We start from the raw sequence: 14,368 nt of genomic DNA, 5'->3' as shown, positions 1-14,368 counted from the left end.
TATCTGGTGTCGCGGGCACAGGCCAGCGCAAAGCGCTAGCGTAGCCGACGCCAGTCCGGAGGTCAAGAAGAGGATAGACGCGACCGACGCGGGCTGTCACCCCGGCACGCCGGATCCGGGTCGCGGGCGAGCCGTCCGGCTAGCCTCGCCGGATGGCCGACCCCACCGCCGGCATCCGGCACCTGATCGACCCCGACGACGCCTGGCCGCTGATCCAGGACTGGGCGGCACAGTCCCCCACCCCGGTCACCGTGCTGCCCGCCGACCCGGAGCGGGCGGCACACACCCTCGCGGAGTTGCGGGTCAGCACCCGGTCGCCGCTCGGCGCACTGGCGTGGCACTGCGGCGGGCTGGTCGCCGACTCCGGCTGGTTCCGGCTGCTCGGCGGCGGGACGGCAGGGCTGCCGGATCTGGTCGCCGCCGGCGTGGACCTGCCGGGTGCCGTGGTGGTCGGCTACGACGCCCTGGGCGGGACCTTCGCCGTGGACGGCGGTGGGCTCGGGGTGGCACCGGGCGAGGTCTGCTACTTCGGCCCGGACTCGCTGGCCTGGGGCGGACTGGGTGGCGGTCACGGCGCCTTCGTCCAGGCGGTGCTGACCGGGGCACTCGCCGAGCCCTTCGCGTCGCTGCGCTGGCCGGGCTGGCAGGCGGAGGTCGCGGCCCTGTCGCTCGACCAGGGTCTGTCGCTGTGGCCGCCGCCGTTCACCGCCGAGGGCCGCGACGTCGCCGCCGTGGCCCGGCGTGCGGTGCCGCTGACCGAGCTGCTGGGGTTCTACGCGCAGGCCGGCGCCCAGCTCTGACCGGGCACACGACGAGGCCCGCCCCGCGCAGTGCGGGACGGGCCTCGTACGAAGAGCTCCGGGTCAGCGGGTGACCCGGGCGCGGGTCACTTGAGGGTGACGGTGGCGCCGGCGCCCTCCAGGGCAGCCTTGGCCTTCTCCGCGGTCTCCTTGTTGACGGCCTCCAGGACCGGCTTGGGGGCACCGTCGACGAGGTCCTTGGCCTCCTTCAGACCGAGGGAGGTCAGACCGCGCACCTCCTTGATGACGGCGATCTTGCCGGAGCCGGCCGACTCGAGGATGACGTCGAACTCGTCCTTCTCCTCCTCGGCGGCGGCCTCACCGGCACCACCGGCGGGGGCGGCGACGGCCACGGCGGCCGGCGCGGCAGCGGTGACCTCGAAGACCTCCTCGAAGGCCTTCACGAAGTCGGAGAGCTCGATCAGGGTCAGGCCCTTGAACTGCTCGATGAGCTCCTCGGTGCTGAGCTTCGCCATGATGGCGGTTCCTTCCGTTCGGTTCCCGTCGGTCACGCCGACCGGCGGGAGAGTAGTGGTGATGCGCCGAAGCCCGGTGGCTCAGGCTGCGGTCTCGGACTCCTGCTTGACGCGGAGGGCCTCGACGGTGCGCACGGCCTGTGCGGCGGGGGCGGTGAACATGTACGCGGCCTGGAACATCTTGGCCTTCATGGCACCGGCCGCCTTGGCCAGCAGGACCTCACGGGACTCGAGGTCCGCGAGCTTGGTGATCTCCTCGGCGGTCAGGGCGCGTCCGTCGAGGACACCGCCCTTGATGACCAGCGCGGGGTTCGCCTTGGCGAAGTCACGCAGACCCTTGGCGGCCTCGACCGGGTCACCGGAGACGAAGGCGATGGCGGACGGGCCCTTGAGACCGTCGGCGATACCCTCGATACCGGCTTCCTTGGCCGCGATCGCGGTCAGCGTGTTCTTCACCACGGCGTAGGTTGCGTTGCCGCCGAGCGACCGCCGCAGCTGCTTGAGCTGGGCGACGGAGAGCCCGCGGTACTCGGTCAGCACGGCCGCGTTCGCGTCACGGAACTGCTCCGTGAGCTCTGCGACGGCGGCTGCCTTGTCCGGCCTCGCCATGTGGCAATCCTTCCGATGGTGGTGCCGCGGGTCACCGTCGATCCCGCACATGAGAAGAGCCCCGACGCAGGTCGGGGCTCGCACCGCGCACGCCGGGGCGTGCGACCATCGAATCCTTCACCTGCGCGGGCCTCCGCCGGAGCGGGACTTCGGGCGGTCACCGTGAACGGCGACCAGCGACCTGCGGTCTTGGGCGCGTGAAGTCTAGGCAGATCGGGGGCCCGGACTCAAATCGCCCGGCGCAGCAGCACCGCGGAGTCGTAGGTCTTGCCCGCCCAGTGCACGGTGTCGACGTGCTCGAAGCCCCAGCGGCCGTACATCCCGACCAGGCGATCGGCGCTGATCGCGGTGTCGGCGCCGATCGCGGTGACGCCCTGCTCGCGAGCCCAGGCCAGGCCCTCGGCCCACAGTGCGCGGGCCAGCCCCCGGCCCCGGTGCTCCGGGGCGACCGCGAGCTGGTTCAGCCAGGCGCGGCCGGGTTCGCGGGCGATCGGGGTCAGGGCGCGGATGCCCCGACCCGGCGGGACGGAGATGGTCAGGGTCGCCACCGGCGCCCCGGCGCACTCGACCACCCAGCACCGGCCGCCACGGGCGCGGTGCCGGGTGGTCGCCTCGTCCTGGGTCGCCGCGGTGTAGTTCAGTCCGCCGGCGGCCAGGTCGGCGTAGGCCCGGTGCAGCATCGCGGTGAGCGGGCCGGCATCGTCGTCGCGGAACAGGCGGACGGTGAGGTCGCCCGATCCGCCGAAGGTCATGTCCCCTAGCGTGTCACGCCTGCGCCGGGTAGGTGCTCGGCGAGCAGTTCGGCCAGGTGGACGCCACGCACGCCGGCCAGCTGATCGGCCTGGGTCCGGCAGGAGAAGCCGTCCGCCAGCAGGACGTCGCCGGGGGCGGCCGCGCGCAGGGCGGGCAGCAGGGCGTTCTCGGCGACCTGCACCGACACCTCGTAGTGGCCGCGCTCCATCCCGAAGTTGCCGGCCAGGCCACAGCAGCCCGCCAGGGTGGAGAAGGTGGCGCCGGCCTCGGTGAGCAGGCCGCGGTCGGCGGTGTAGGACATCACCGCGTGGTGGTGGCAGTGCGGCTGGACCACGGCGGTGACCGCGGACAGGTCCGGCAGCTGCCACCGGTCCCCCGGGCCGACCGGCGCCGGGGCGGTGAGCAGTTCGGCCAGGGTGTGCGTGGCCCGGGAGACCGCCACCGCGCGTGGGTCGTCCGGCAGCAGGTCGAGCAGGTCCGAGCGGAGCACCGCGGTGCAGGACGGCTCCAGGCCGACGATCGGGATGCCGTTCACCGCGTAGGGGCCGAGCACCTCCAGCAGATGCCGCAGCCGGTCGCGGGCGCCGTCCAGCTGGCCGGTGGAGATCCAGGTCAGGCCGCAGCAGGCGTCGTGGTCCGGGACGATCACCTCGTAGCCGGCCGCCCGGAGCACCCGGACCGCGGCGGCCGGGACGCTCGGGGCCAGGGAGTCGCTGAACGAGTCGGTCCAGAGCAGCACCGGGGGCCGGGTGGAGGTGCCCTGTCCGGAGCTGACCTCGACCCGGCCACGCCGGACCGCGGCGCGGAACGGGGTCGGGGCGAAGGAGACCATCTGCCGCCGGGTGTCCATCCCGCCGACCCGCAGCACCGCCTTGGCCAGCGGCCGGATACCCAGGGCGGCGTTCGCCAGCCGGGCCAGGCCGGGCACGCCGGTGACCAGCCGGGACCAGCGCGGCAACCAGCCCAGGACGTAGTGGTTGACCGGGCGCAGCCGGCGCCGGTAGGTACGGTGCAGCACCTCGGCCTTGTACTGCGCCATGTCCACCCCGGCCGGGCAGTCCGAGGAGCACGCCTTGCAGGACAGGCACAGGTCCAGCGCCTGGTGCACCTCCGGCGAGGACCAGCCGCGGGAGACCAGCGAACCGTTGGCCATCTCCTGCAGCACCCGGGCCCGGCCGCGGGTGGAGTCCTTCTCGTCCCGGGTGGCCAGGTAGGACGGGCACATGAAGCCGCCGGTGGCGGTGGAGTCGGCCCGGCACTTGCCCACCCCGACGCAGCGGTGCACCGCGGTGGTGAAGTCCCCGGCGTCGTGGGCGAAGGAGAATCCGGAGGCGGCCGGCAGCGGGCGGGCGTGCGGGCGGCGCAGGTCGGCATCCAGGGGGCGGGGCCGGACCAGCACCCCGGGGTTGAGCAGGTCGTCCGGGTCGAGCAGGTCCTTGAACGCCTCGAACACCCGGATCGCGCGCTCGGAGTACATCACCGGCAGCAGCTCGGAGCGGGCGCGGCCGTCCCCGTGCTCGCCGGACATCGACCCGCCGTGCGCGGCGACCAGGTGGGCGGCGTCGGTCATGAACTCGCGCAGCGGCTGCCCGCCGCGTTCCATCGGCACGTCCAGCCGCAGGTGCAGGCAGCCGTCGCCGAAGTGCCCGTAGGCCAGCCCGTCCACCCGGTGCCGGGCCATCAGGGCCTCCAGCTCGCGCAGGTAACCGCCCAGCTTCTCCGGCGGAACGGCCGAGTCCTCGAAGCCGGGCCACGCCTGGGCACCCGACGGGGTGCGGCCGCCCAGCCCGGCGCCGTCCTCCCGGATCCGCCACATCGCCGCCGCCTGCGGCCCGGGCGGGAAGATGCCCACCGCGGCGGTCCCGGCGTCGGCGGCCAGCGCACCGGCCCGGGCCATCGCCTCGTCCAGATCCGCGCCGCCGACCTCGACCATCAGCCAGCCGGCACCCTCGGGCAGCGGCGGGACGGCCGTGGCGCCCTTCACCCGGCGGACCACGTCGACCAGCCGGGCGTCCATCCCCTCGATCGCCAGCGGCCCGTGCGCCAGCAGCGCGGGCACCGCGTCGGCCGCGCTGGGCATGTCCGGGTACCCGAGCACCACCAGCACCGGGGACGCGGCGATCGGCACCAGGCGGACGGTGGCGCCGAGCAGCGTCACCACGGTGCCCTCGGTGCCGACCAGCGCCTTGGCCAGGTCGGCGCCGCGCTCGGGCAGCAGGTGTTCCAGCGAGTAGCCGGAGACCTGGCGGCCGAACCGGCCGAGCTCGGTGCGCAGCAGTTCCAGCTCGCCGCCGACCAGGGCGTCCAGGCCGGGCACCGGGTCCAGTCCCTTCCCGGCGGTGAACCGGCGGCCGCGGCCGTCCACCACGTCCAGCTCCAGCACGTTGTCCGCGGTCCGGCCGTAGGCCACCGCCCGCGGCCCGCAGGCGTTGTTGCCGATCATCCCGCCCAGGGTCGCCCGGGCCTGGGTGGACGGGTCGGGGCCGAACCGCAGTCCGTGCGAGGCGGCCTGGCGTTGCAGCGCGGCCATCACCACGCCCGGGTCGATCCGGGCCGTGCCGGCCTCCGGGTCGATGGCGTGCACCCGGTTCACGTGCCGGGACCAGTCGAGCACCAGGCCGGTGCCGACCGCATTGCCGGCCACCGAGGTGCCGCCGCCGCGGGAGGTCACCGGGACCCCGAGCCCGCGAGCGGTCTCCAGGGCCGCGAGCGCGTCGTCGACGTCCCGGGGGAAGGCCACCACCTGCGGCACCACCCGGTAGTTGGAGGCGTCGGTGCTGTACTCGGCGCGGCGGCGGGTGGAGTCGTCGACCGCTCCGCGCATCACGGTGCGCAGCGCGTGGGTCAGCTCCGTGGCGGCGGTGGTCGTGGCAGCGGACACGGCGGCCAGTGTTCCACCCCGCCGGTGCCCGTGGGTGGGACGGTCCACCTGCCGGTCGGCGGATCAGTGCGGCCGGGACTGCAGCACCGGGCAGCTCGCGCAGCCGGCCACCGGGGCACAGCCGGCGCAGCCGAGGCCGAGTGCGGTGACCGTGGTCGCCTCCCCCACCCGCACCCAGTGGTCCAGCGCCGCCGCCACCAGCTCCCGGTCCACGCCCAGCCGGAGTGCGATCGCCTCCGGCCGCAGCCCCCGGCGGGACTCGTCCAGCACCGCGTGCAGCAGGCTCATCGCGCGCTCACCAGAACGCCCGGCCGAGCTGGAACACGGCCACCGCGAGCAACCAGGCCACCGCGAGCTGGGTCAGCACCGCGCCGCCGGTCCAGCGCCCGCCGTACAGCCGCCGCTGTTCGCCGACGGTCGCCAGGCAGGGGGTGTAGGCCAGCACGAACAGCATGAACGCCAGGGCCGCCGCCGATCCGTGCCCGCCGGAGGTCCGCTCCAGGGTGGCGTGGATCTGCTCGCCCAGACCGCCGGCCTCGGCCGCGTCCTCGGGTTCGGCGACGTGGTACGACTGCGCCAGCGAGCCGACCACCACCTCCTTCGCGACGAAGCCGGTGACCAGCGCCGCGGACATCCGCCAGTCGTCGAAGCCGGCCGGGGCGAACACCGGCGCGATCGCGGTCGCCACCGCCCCGAAGGCGCTGTCCTCGACCGGCACCTCGCCGACCCGGTGCGACCCGGTCACCGGCACCGCCTGCAGCACGCTGACCACCACCAGCGTCGAGACGATCACCGTGCCGGCCTTGATCACGAACGAGCGCACCCGGGTCCAGACCGAGATCAGCAGCGCCGTCGGCCGGGGCCGCTGGTAGGCGGGCAGGGCGAGCACCAGCGGCTCACGCTCCAGGTCGCGGAACAGCACCCGGCGCAGCACCAGGCCCCCGAGCACCACCAGCGCGATCGAGGCGCAGTACAACGCGAAGATCACCGTGCCGGCGTGGTCCGGGAAGAACACCCCGGCGAACAGGATGAACACCCACAGCCGGGCCGGGCAGGCGGTGTACGGGATCAGCAGCCCGGTCATCAGCCGGCTGCGGGCGTGCGGCAGGGTGCGGGCGGCGGACAGCGCGGGCAGGTTGCAGCCGAAGCCGATCACCAGCGGCAGCATCGCCCGGCCGTCCAGTCCGATCGCCCGCATCGCCCGGTCGGCGACGAAGGCCGCCCGGGCCAGGTAGCCGGAGTCCTCCAGCAGCGCGAAGGCCAGGAACACCAGCGCCATCAGCGGGGCGAAGGACAGGACCGTGCCCACCCCGACCAGCACGCCGTCGATCACCAGCGCGTGCACCAGTGGCGGCCCGGGCAGCCAGCCGGAGACCCAGTCCGCCAGGGTGCCGTTGATCGCGGAGTCCACCGCGTCGATCAGCGGGCCGACGACCGTGGTGGTGAGCTGGAACATTGCCCACATCACGGCCAGGAACACCGGCACCCCGGCCCGCGGGTCGAGCAGCACCCGGTCCACCCGGTCGCTGCGGGTCCGGCGGGGGGTGCGGTCGGTGCCGAGCGCGCGGACGGTCGCGTCCGCCCAGTCGAAGACCTGCTCGTCGTCGGCGCCGGGGTCGAGGCCGCGCACCGGCGGCACGCCCTCGGCCAGCGCGTGCTGGACGGCGGCGCCGAGGTCGTCCAGCCCGGTGCCGGCCCGGGGGTCGGTCGCCAGCACCGGGATGCCGAGCACGGCGGACAGTGCGCCGGGGTCGACGGCCACGCCCCGGGTGCGGGCCACGTCGTTCATGGTGAGCACGGCCAACAGCGGCGCACCGGTCCGGGCGACCTGGCCGAGCAGGTAGAGCGAGCGGGACGGCGCGGTGGCGTCCACCAGCACCAGCACCAGGTCGGGCACCCCGAGGCTGCCGGTGCCGGCGACCGCGTCCGCGGTGACCTGCTCGTCCGGGGAGCGTGCGAGCAGCGAGTAGGTGCCGGGCAGGTCGAGCAGGCGCAGCCGGTCGCGGCCGTGTCGCCAGGTGCCGGTCTGCAACTCGACGGTGGTGCCCGGGGCGTTCATCACCCGCTGCCGGGCGCCGGTGAGCGCGTTGAACAGGGTGGACTTGCCGACATTCGGGCTGCCGACCAGGGCGACCAGCGGCTGCTGCGCGAGGCCGGCGCCAGCCCGCGGGGAGGGCGCGGGCTCGTGGCAGCTCACCCGGTCACCGGGCCGACCTCGACCCGGGCGCAGGTGGCCGCGTCCACCGCGAACCGCTCGGCGCCGAGGGCGACCACCCGGCCGCCGAAGGCCGCCCGCTGGGTCACCCGCAGCACGGCACCCGGTCGCAGGCCGAGCTCGGCCAGCCGCCTCCGCTGTGGGACGGGCAGGCCGACGTCGACGACCCGCCCGTCCGTCATCGGTGCGAGCTGCGCGAGGTCCATGGCCCCGACGCTAGAACTGAGGACAGCCTTTCCTCATGGGACCCAGGTCCCGGGATCGGCTCAGTCGAGTGCGGCGTCCAGGGTGATCTCGGTGCCGGTGAGCGCCTTGGACACCGGGCAGGTGGCCTTCGCGGCCTGCGCGGCCTGCAGGAAGCCCGCCTCGTCCAGGCCGTCGACCTCACCGCGCACGGTCAGGGCGATCCCGCTGATCCGGAACCCGCCGTCCGCGGAGTCCGGGCCCAGGGTGACATCGGCGCTCACGTGCAGTGCCACCGGGGTGCCGCCGGCCTCGCCGATCAGGGCGGACAGCTGCATCGCGTAGCACGAGGTGTGCGCGGCGGCGATCAGCTCCTCGGGGCTGGTGGTGCCCTGGGCGTCGTCGGCGGCGCGCTTGGGGAAGGAGACGTCGTAGGTGCCGACGCCGGAGCTGGTCAGCTCGACCTGGCCCGACCCCTCGTTCAGGGAGCCGTTCCAGGCGGTGCGGGCGGTACGGGTGGGCATGAGTGCTCCTCACGGTGGGACGGTGGCGGCCGACCGGCCGCCGCACTCACGCTAGGTCGCCCCGCCCGGGACCGCACCCGCTGGTCAGGCGGTGAACTCCCAGTGCCACGGCTCCGGCTTCGACCCGTTCGCCCGGGCCCAGGACGGCAGGTCCCAGCCGTACTCCTGCGCGTGCTCCAGCAGCCAGCCGTGCTGGGTGGTGCCGAAGCTGGACAGCTTGCCGCCCAGGTCCACCGCGGTGCCGTTGCCGTGGTTCGAGGTGCCCGGCGTGGCGCACAGCGCACCCTTGGCCGCGACGCAGGCAACCTGCGCGGCGTAGGAGCGGTAGGTGTCCGACACGATCATGTCGGTGCCGAACTCTGCGCGGTAGGCCTGGTTCAGCGCGTTCAGCGCCTCGGCGGCGTCACAGCGCAGCTGGCCGGAGGTGAAGTCCAGCCCGCACAGCGCCTCGGACGGGATCCGGCCGTTCTCGTAGGCGTCCAGCGAGGCGGCCTGGGCGGCGCGGCGCTCGGCCTCCGCCTGGGCGGCGGCGAGCGCCTCCGCCTCCTGCCGGGCGGCCTCCTCGGCGGCGACCCGGGCCGCCTCCTCGGCCGCGGCCTGGTCGGCGATCTCGGTGACCACCTGGATCTGCTGGGTCAGGGTGCGCACCCGCTCGGTGGCGTCCAGCAGCTGCGCGGCGGCCGGGTCGGAGACGGTCTCGGTCTCGTCGGCGGCCTCGGAGGCCGAACCGGACGGCTCGGGCTGTGCGGTGGTCAGCGCCTCGGTGGCCGCGGTGGAGGACTGCACCACCACCGGCACGTCCTCGGTCTCGGTGACCGGGGTGAGGTGGGTGACCGCCGGCTGGGTCTGCTGCGCGGTGGTGAGGATGATCCCCAGCTCGTTGATCGCGCGCTCCAGGGTGGCGACGCTGTCGGCGGAGACCGCGGCGGCCTCGGCGGCACTCCGGGTCTGCTGCGCCTCGGCGGCGACGGCGGAGGCCTGGCCGGCGGCGTCCCGGCGCTCGGCGAGGGCGGTCGGGGTCAGTACCGGGGTGACGGGCTCGGCCACCACCTCCGGGGACTCCTGGGCACCGCGCTCGGCGGCAGCGGTGAAGCCACCGACCCCGAAGGCCAGTCCGACCGCGACCGCACCCTTGGCGACCCGCGCGCCGACCCGAGGGCCGGCACCGGACGGGTGATCGCGGTGCCGTCGTTCGCGGCGTTCGGAGCGGGTGAGGGTGAGGTCGCCGGACTCGCGCAGGGCACGGCGGGTGAGGGGGGCGGCGGAGGGCAGGGAGGAGGGTGAGTTCAGATCCACGGTCGGCTGTTCGTTGAGCTGAGGGAGGGACGGTCCCGCCAGGCGCAGGTCGCGCCGGGTCAGGACCGCTGGGGAGGGCGTGGCCGGGCCGCACACCGGCGACTCGTCCGACCCGGTGCGCGACGAACGCCGCGTTCCGGGCAGGTTGTCGACCACGCCGACGAGGTTAGGCAGACCAGGCTCGGCATTGTGGGGACCAGGTGTCACCACGATGCGAAGGAGTGGTGTCGACGCCCGAAGTTGCGCGGCTCCGCAGCCCGTTGAGTAGCGGATGCCGTCCGCCTGGTGATCCAAATTCCACCAGAACGGTGACGAATCGCCCAGACATCTCTACTCTGACGCACAGTCAGCACCCATCGTGACTGCGATCACGGCTGGCCGCTCGATTCCGCTGGAGAACGGAGCACGATGTCCCGTCGACCCCTGCGCGCCGCCGTATCGGCCCTCGCGCTGCTCACCCTCACGGTTACCTCGGCCGCCACGAGCACGGCGGCCGGGACCGCCCCCGCCAGTCCACCGGGTGCCACCGCGGCCGGTGACCCGGTCGCGCCGGACGACCCGCTCGACCCGCTCGCCGGCAAGGTCAGCGCCGATCTGACGCAGGCCGACGGCCCGGTGACCGCCTTCGTCCAGCTCGACACCCCGTCCGGCCTGGACGTCGCCGAGTCCGGCGGCAGCTCCGCGGATGTGCAGCAGGCGACCGCGGAGGTCGAGCAGGTCGCCGAGCAGGTGGTGCCGCAGACCCAGGCCGGCGCCCGCTCCGCCACCGCCGCCCCGCAGCGGATCGCCACCCTGGCCAACCTGGTGTCCGGCACCCTGGTCACCGGCGACGCCGCACAGGTGCGCGACCTGGCCGCCGACGACCAGGTGGTGGCCGTCTACCGGGTGACCACCAAGACCGCGGACAACTCCAGCACCGACGCCTTCACCCGCGCGCTGCAGGTCTGGCAGGACACCGGGCAGACCGGCGAGGGCATCCGGATCGGCGTGATCGACACCGGCCTGGACTACACCCACGCCGACTTCGGCGGCCCGGGCACCGAGGAGGCCTACGCCCAGGCCTACGGCGAGGACGGCACCGCACCGGTGCCGGACGGGCTGTTCGACCCGGACAAGTACCTGGGCGGCTACGACTTCGCCGGGCCGCTGTACGACGCGGACCCGGAGTCCGAGCTGCCGGGCGCCACCCAGACCCCCACGCCGGACGAGAACCCGATCGACAGCGTGTACACCTCGGACAACTCCGGGCACGGCACCCACGTCGCGGGCACCGCGGCCGGCTACGGCGTGCAGGCCGACGGCACCACCTTCGACGGGGACTACGCCGGGCTGACCGACCTGTCCGACTGGCAGGTCGGACCGGGGTCGGCGCCGGAGGCCGGGATCTACGCGCTGAAGGTGTTCGGCGACATCGGCGGGTCCACCGACCTGACCGGCCTGGCGCTGGACCGGGCGGCCGACCCGGACGGCGACGGCGACTTCTCCGACCACCTGGACGTGATCAACCTGTCGCTGGGCGCCTCGGCCACGCCGTCGGACGACCCGGACAACCTGCTGATCGACCGGCTCTCCGATCTGGGCACCCTGGCGGTGCTGTCCGCGGGCAACTCGGCGGACATCACCGACGTCGGTGGTTCGCCGGGCAGCGCGGCCTCCGGGCTGACCGTGGCCAACTCGGTCGGCAGCCCGCAGACCTACGACGGGGTGGAGATCACCGCCGGTGCCACCCCCGGGGTGTACGCCGCGCAGAACTCGATCTCCTACACCGGCGGCGACGTGACCGCCCCGGTGACCTATGCCGGTGACGGGGTGGACGGCTGCGCGCCGCTCGACCCCGCGGTGGCCGGCACGATCGTCTACCTGTGGTGGGACGACGACGACGCCACCCGGGCCTGCGGTTCGGCCGCCCGGTGGAACAACGCCCAGGCCGCCGGCGCGGTCGGCGTGCTGATCGGCACCGAGAACACCGTGTTCAGCGCCGGCATCGCCGGGAACGCCACCCTGCCCGGTGCGCAGCTGACCGCCGCCTCCACCGACGCGCTGCTGCCGTCGATCCAGGCCGGCGGGGTGGTCGCGCACCTCGGCCCGTCGCTGGCGGCGACCGTCCAGGCCGACGAGGCCGGTGACGCGCTCAACCCCGGCTCGTCCCGCGGGGCGCACGGCTCGCTGGGCATCATCAAGCCCGACGTGGCCGCCCCGGGCACGCTGATCTTCTCGGCCGCCTCCGGGACCGGCGCGGCGGCGCACTCGCTGTCCGGCACCTCGATGTCCTCCCCGCACGTGGCGGGCATCGGCGCCCTGGTCCGGGCCACCCACCCGGAGTGGACCCCGGCGCAGGTGAAGGCCGCGATCATGAACACCGCCACCCACGACGTGTGGACCGGCGCGAACCAGTCCGGCACCGCCTACGGCCCGCAGCGGGTCGGTTCCGGCCGGGTGGACGCCGTGAACGCGGTCGCCGACCCGGTGCTGGCCTACGGCACCGACGACCCCGACCAGGTGTCGGTGACCTTCGGCGTGGTGGACGTCGGCGCCGAGACGGTCACCGCCAGCAAGACGGTGACCGTGCAGAACACCGGCAGCGAGGCGGTCTCCTACGACACCTCCTTCGTCGCGGCGACCACCACCGGCGGCGCCACCATCACCACCTCCCCGGCCACCGTGCAGGTGCCGGCCGGCGGGCAGGCCGAGGTCACGCTGACCCTGACCGCCGACCCGGCGACCCTGGAGCGGGAGATCGACCCGACCCAGGCCACCGCCCAGGGCGGGGTACCGCGCGAGTACGTCGCCTCGCTGTCCGGCCGGCTGGTGCTGACCGGCGGTGCGACCGGTGAGCTGCGGGTGCCGGTGCAGGCCGCGCCCCGCCTGGTCAGCGAGCTGACCGCCGGTGACGTGTCCTTCCCGGACGCCGGTGCCACCGAGGCCGCGATCACGCTGTCCGGCCGCGGGATCGACTCCGGCGGCTGGACCTCGCTGGTCGCCCCGCTGGTGCTCGGCGCCGAGAGCGACGCCCTGCCCGAGGACCCGGACTTCGTCACCTCCGACTCGGCGATCGCCTCCGGTGACCTGCGCTGGGCCGGCTGGGCCTCCACCGCACCACAACAGGCGGCGGCCGGCGGCGACCCCGCGGACGGCTACCTGGGCATCGGCATCGCGGTGCAGGGCGAGTGGGCCACCCTCGGCCAGGCGGTCCGGCCGGTGGTCGACTGGGATGTCGACCAGGACGGCAGCCCGGAGTTCCGCACCGTGGTGCAGAAGCTGTCGGCGGCCACCGACGTGACCGTGGCCGCCACCTTCGACCTGGCCACCGGCGACGTCCTGGACCTGCAGGCGGTCAACGGCTACTTCGGCGACGTGGACACCACGGTCTTCGACAACTCGGTGCTGGTCGCGCCGGTGTCGATCGCCGCCCTCGGCCTGGAGCCCGGCAACACGCCGAGCGTCCGGGTGTGGACCTCCTCCTCCTACGCCGCCGACGACTCCGGTCAGGTGGACGCGGTGGAGCCGTTCACGGTGGACCCGTTCGACCCGCCGTACTGGTTCGACTCCGGGGTGACCGACGCGCTGTGGTACCCCGCCGCGGACCAGTCCTCGGTCACCGTGCACCGGTCGGCCTCCGCCGGTGACGGCCGGCTGCTGGTGCTGCACAGCCACAACGCCGACCCGGACACCCGGGCCCAGGTGGTGGACGTGACGGTGCCCGCCCCGACCGAGACCCGGACCACCCTGGCGGTGTCGAAGCACCCGAAGGCCGGGCAGGACATCCGGCTGACCGCCACCGTCGCCCCGGCCGGCGCCACCGGCACCGTCCGGTTCCTGGAGGGCGACACCGAGCTGGCCACCGCCCCGGTGACCGAGGGCCGGGCGCAGGCCACGATCCGGCTGGGCGGCGGGAAGCACACCCTGGTCGCCGAGTTCGTGCCGGACAACGGGGCGTACGCCGGGTCGGCCAGCAGCCCGGTGACCGTCGACGTCGCCGCCGACGGCTCGACCACCACCCTCGCACTGTCGAAGTCCTCCGGCCGCTACGGCGACGAGGTCTCCGCGACGGTCACCGTCACCGGGCGGACCCTCGTCCCGGCCGGCACCGTCGAACTGCGCGAGGGCAACACGGTCCTGGCCACCGGCGAGCTGGTCGCCGGCACCGGGACCACCGCCACCGCCACCATCGCGCTGCCCCGCGACCTGACGTCCGGGTCGCACAAGATCACCGCGGTCTACACCGGCAGCGCCGACGTGGCCTCGTCCAGCTCGGCGAAGGCCACCTACCGGGTCAGCCCGGTGGTGCCGCGGGTCACCCTGGACACCGACAGCTGGACCGTCGGCAAGGACTCCACCCCGACGGTGACCGTCACGGTCTCCGGCCCGGCGGGCGCCCCGGCGGCCGGCGGCAAGGTGACCATCCTGGTCGGGCTGCGGGCACTGCCCGCGGTGGCACTCACCGACGGCACGGCCCAGGTGACCCTGCCCGCGGTGAGCCGGACCACCACGGTGACGGCGATCTACACCGGTGACGGCGGGTACACCCCGTCACTGACCATCGGGGTGCTGCGGGTGCGCTGACCCGCGGGACGATGAGCTGCGAGGCCGGGCCGGTGCGATACCGGTCCGGCCTCGCGTCGTCCGGGGCC

Annotated in this window: 11 protein-coding genes; 2 read left to right on the top strand and 9 right to left on the bottom strand. The window is 74.5% G+C overall.

The window, feature by feature from the left end; genetic code table 11:
- Positions 1-152: 152 nt before the first annotated feature.
- Complete coding sequence (locus tag HGA03_RS12920) at positions 153-800, top strand: DUF2625 family protein (protein WP_168630701.1); 648 nt, start codon at positions 153-155, stop codon at positions 798-800.
- Between the two features lie 86 nt (positions 801-886).
- Here HGA03_RS12920 and rplL read toward each other — a convergent pair whose 3' ends face one another.
- From rplL to HGA03_RS12875, 9 genes are all read right to left on the bottom strand, one after another.
- Entirely contained in the window at positions 887-1,276 is a 390-nt protein-coding gene (gene rplL / locus HGA03_RS12915) for a 50S ribosomal protein L7/L12 (RefSeq protein ID WP_168630700.1), read from the bottom strand.
- Positions 1,277-1,357: 81 nt separating this feature from the next.
- Positions 1,358-1,885, bottom strand: coding sequence for a 50S ribosomal protein L10 (gene rplJ / locus HGA03_RS12910; protein ID WP_168630699.1), 528 nt, complete (start codon positions 1,883-1,885; stop codon positions 1,358-1,360).
- Between the two features lie 227 nt (positions 1,886-2,112).
- The gene (locus HGA03_RS12905) at positions 2,113-2,637 is read right to left on the bottom strand and encodes a GNAT family N-acetyltransferase (protein ID WP_168630698.1); all 525 of its coding nucleotides are present in this window, start codon (positions 2,635-2,637) and stop codon (positions 2,113-2,115) included.
- Between the two features lie 5 nt (positions 2,638-2,642).
- The gene (locus HGA03_RS12900; protein WP_168630800.1) at positions 2,643-5,462 is read right to left on the bottom strand and encodes an FAD-binding and (Fe-S)-binding domain-containing protein; all 2,820 of its coding nucleotides are present in this window, start codon (positions 5,460-5,462) and stop codon (positions 2,643-2,645) included.
- Between the two features lie 120 nt (positions 5,463-5,582).
- Positions 5,583-5,807 (bottom strand): hypothetical protein, encoded by a 225-nt coding sequence (locus HGA03_RS12895; RefSeq protein ID WP_168630697.1) that lies wholly within the window; start codon positions 5,805-5,807, stop codon positions 5,583-5,585.
- A 7-nt stretch (positions 5,808-5,814) separates the two neighbouring features.
- Positions 5,815-7,716 (bottom strand): ferrous iron transport protein B, encoded by a 1,902-nt coding sequence (gene feoB / locus HGA03_RS12890; protein WP_168630696.1) that lies wholly within the window; start codon positions 7,714-7,716, stop codon positions 5,815-5,817.
- A complete protein-coding gene (locus HGA03_RS12885; RefSeq protein ID WP_168630695.1) occupies positions 7,713-7,940 on the bottom strand; it encodes a FeoA family protein in 228 nt (75 codons plus the stop codon). The genes feoB and HGA03_RS12885 overlap by 4 nt, the downstream gene beginning before the upstream one ends.
- Positions 7,941-8,000: 60 nt before the next feature.
- Positions 8,001-8,441 (bottom strand): OsmC family peroxiredoxin, encoded by a 441-nt coding sequence (locus tag HGA03_RS12880; RefSeq protein WP_168630694.1) that lies wholly within the window; start codon positions 8,439-8,441, stop codon positions 8,001-8,003.
- Positions 8,442-8,525: 84 nt separating this feature from the next.
- Positions 8,526-9,737 (bottom strand): M15 family metallopeptidase, encoded by a 1,212-nt coding sequence (locus tag HGA03_RS12875; protein ID WP_168630693.1) that lies wholly within the window; start codon positions 9,735-9,737, stop codon positions 8,526-8,528.
- 408 nt (positions 9,738-10,145) lie between these two features.
- Here HGA03_RS12875 and HGA03_RS12870 point away from each other — a divergent pair, with 408 nt between their 5' ends.
- On the top strand, positions 10,146-14,300 hold the full coding sequence (locus HGA03_RS12870; RefSeq protein ID WP_168630692.1) for a S8 family serine peptidase: 4,155 nt from the start codon (positions 10,146-10,148) through the stop codon (positions 14,298-14,300).
- The last annotated feature ends 68 nt before the right edge of the window (positions 14,301-14,368 follow it).

This window comes from Cellulomonas denverensis (genome assembly GCF_012396125.1).
Taxonomy (GTDB): Bacteria; Actinomycetota; Actinomycetes; order Actinomycetales; family Cellulomonadaceae; genus Cellulomonas; species Cellulomonas denverensis.
Note: the sequence above shows the minus strand (reverse complement) of the source record. Positions and strands in the feature narration are given on the sequence as shown.

What these genes read in the sequence shown, in the direction of transcription:
- HGA03_RS12905 (WP_168630698.1), bottom strand. Translation starts at nt 2,637, where the DNA reads ATGACCTTCGGCGGATCGGGCGACCTCACCGTCCGCCTGTTCCGCGAC.
- HGA03_RS12895 (WP_168630697.1), bottom strand. Translation starts at nt 5,807, where the DNA reads ATGAGCCTGCTGCACGCGGTGCTGGACGAGTCCCGCCGGGGGCTGCGG.
- HGA03_RS12885 (WP_168630695.1), bottom strand. Translation starts at nt 7,940, where the DNA reads ATGGACCTCGCGCAGCTCGCACCGATGACGGACGGGCGGGTCGTCGAC.
- rplJ (WP_168630699.1), bottom strand. Translation starts at nt 1,885, where the DNA reads ATGGCGAGGCCGGACAAGGCAGCCGCCGTCGCAGAGCTCACGGAGCAG.
- HGA03_RS12920 (WP_168630701.1), top strand. Translation starts at nt 153, where the DNA reads ATGGCCGACCCCACCGCCGGCATCCGGCACCTGATCGACCCCGACGAC.
- HGA03_RS12880 (WP_168630694.1), bottom strand. Translation starts at nt 8,441, where the DNA reads ATGCCCACCCGTACCGCCCGCACCGCCTGGAACGGCTCCCTGAACGAG.
- HGA03_RS12900 (WP_168630800.1), bottom strand. Translation starts at nt 5,462, where the DNA reads ATGCGCGGAGCGGTCGACGACTCCACCCGCCGCCGCGCCGAGTACAGC.
- rplL (WP_168630700.1), bottom strand. Translation starts at nt 1,276, where the DNA reads ATGGCGAAGCTCAGCACCGAGGAGCTCATCGAGCAGTTCAAGGGCCTG.
- HGA03_RS12870 (WP_168630692.1), top strand. Translation starts at nt 10,146, where the DNA reads ATGTCCCGTCGACCCCTGCGCGCCGCCGTATCGGCCCTCGCGCTGCTC.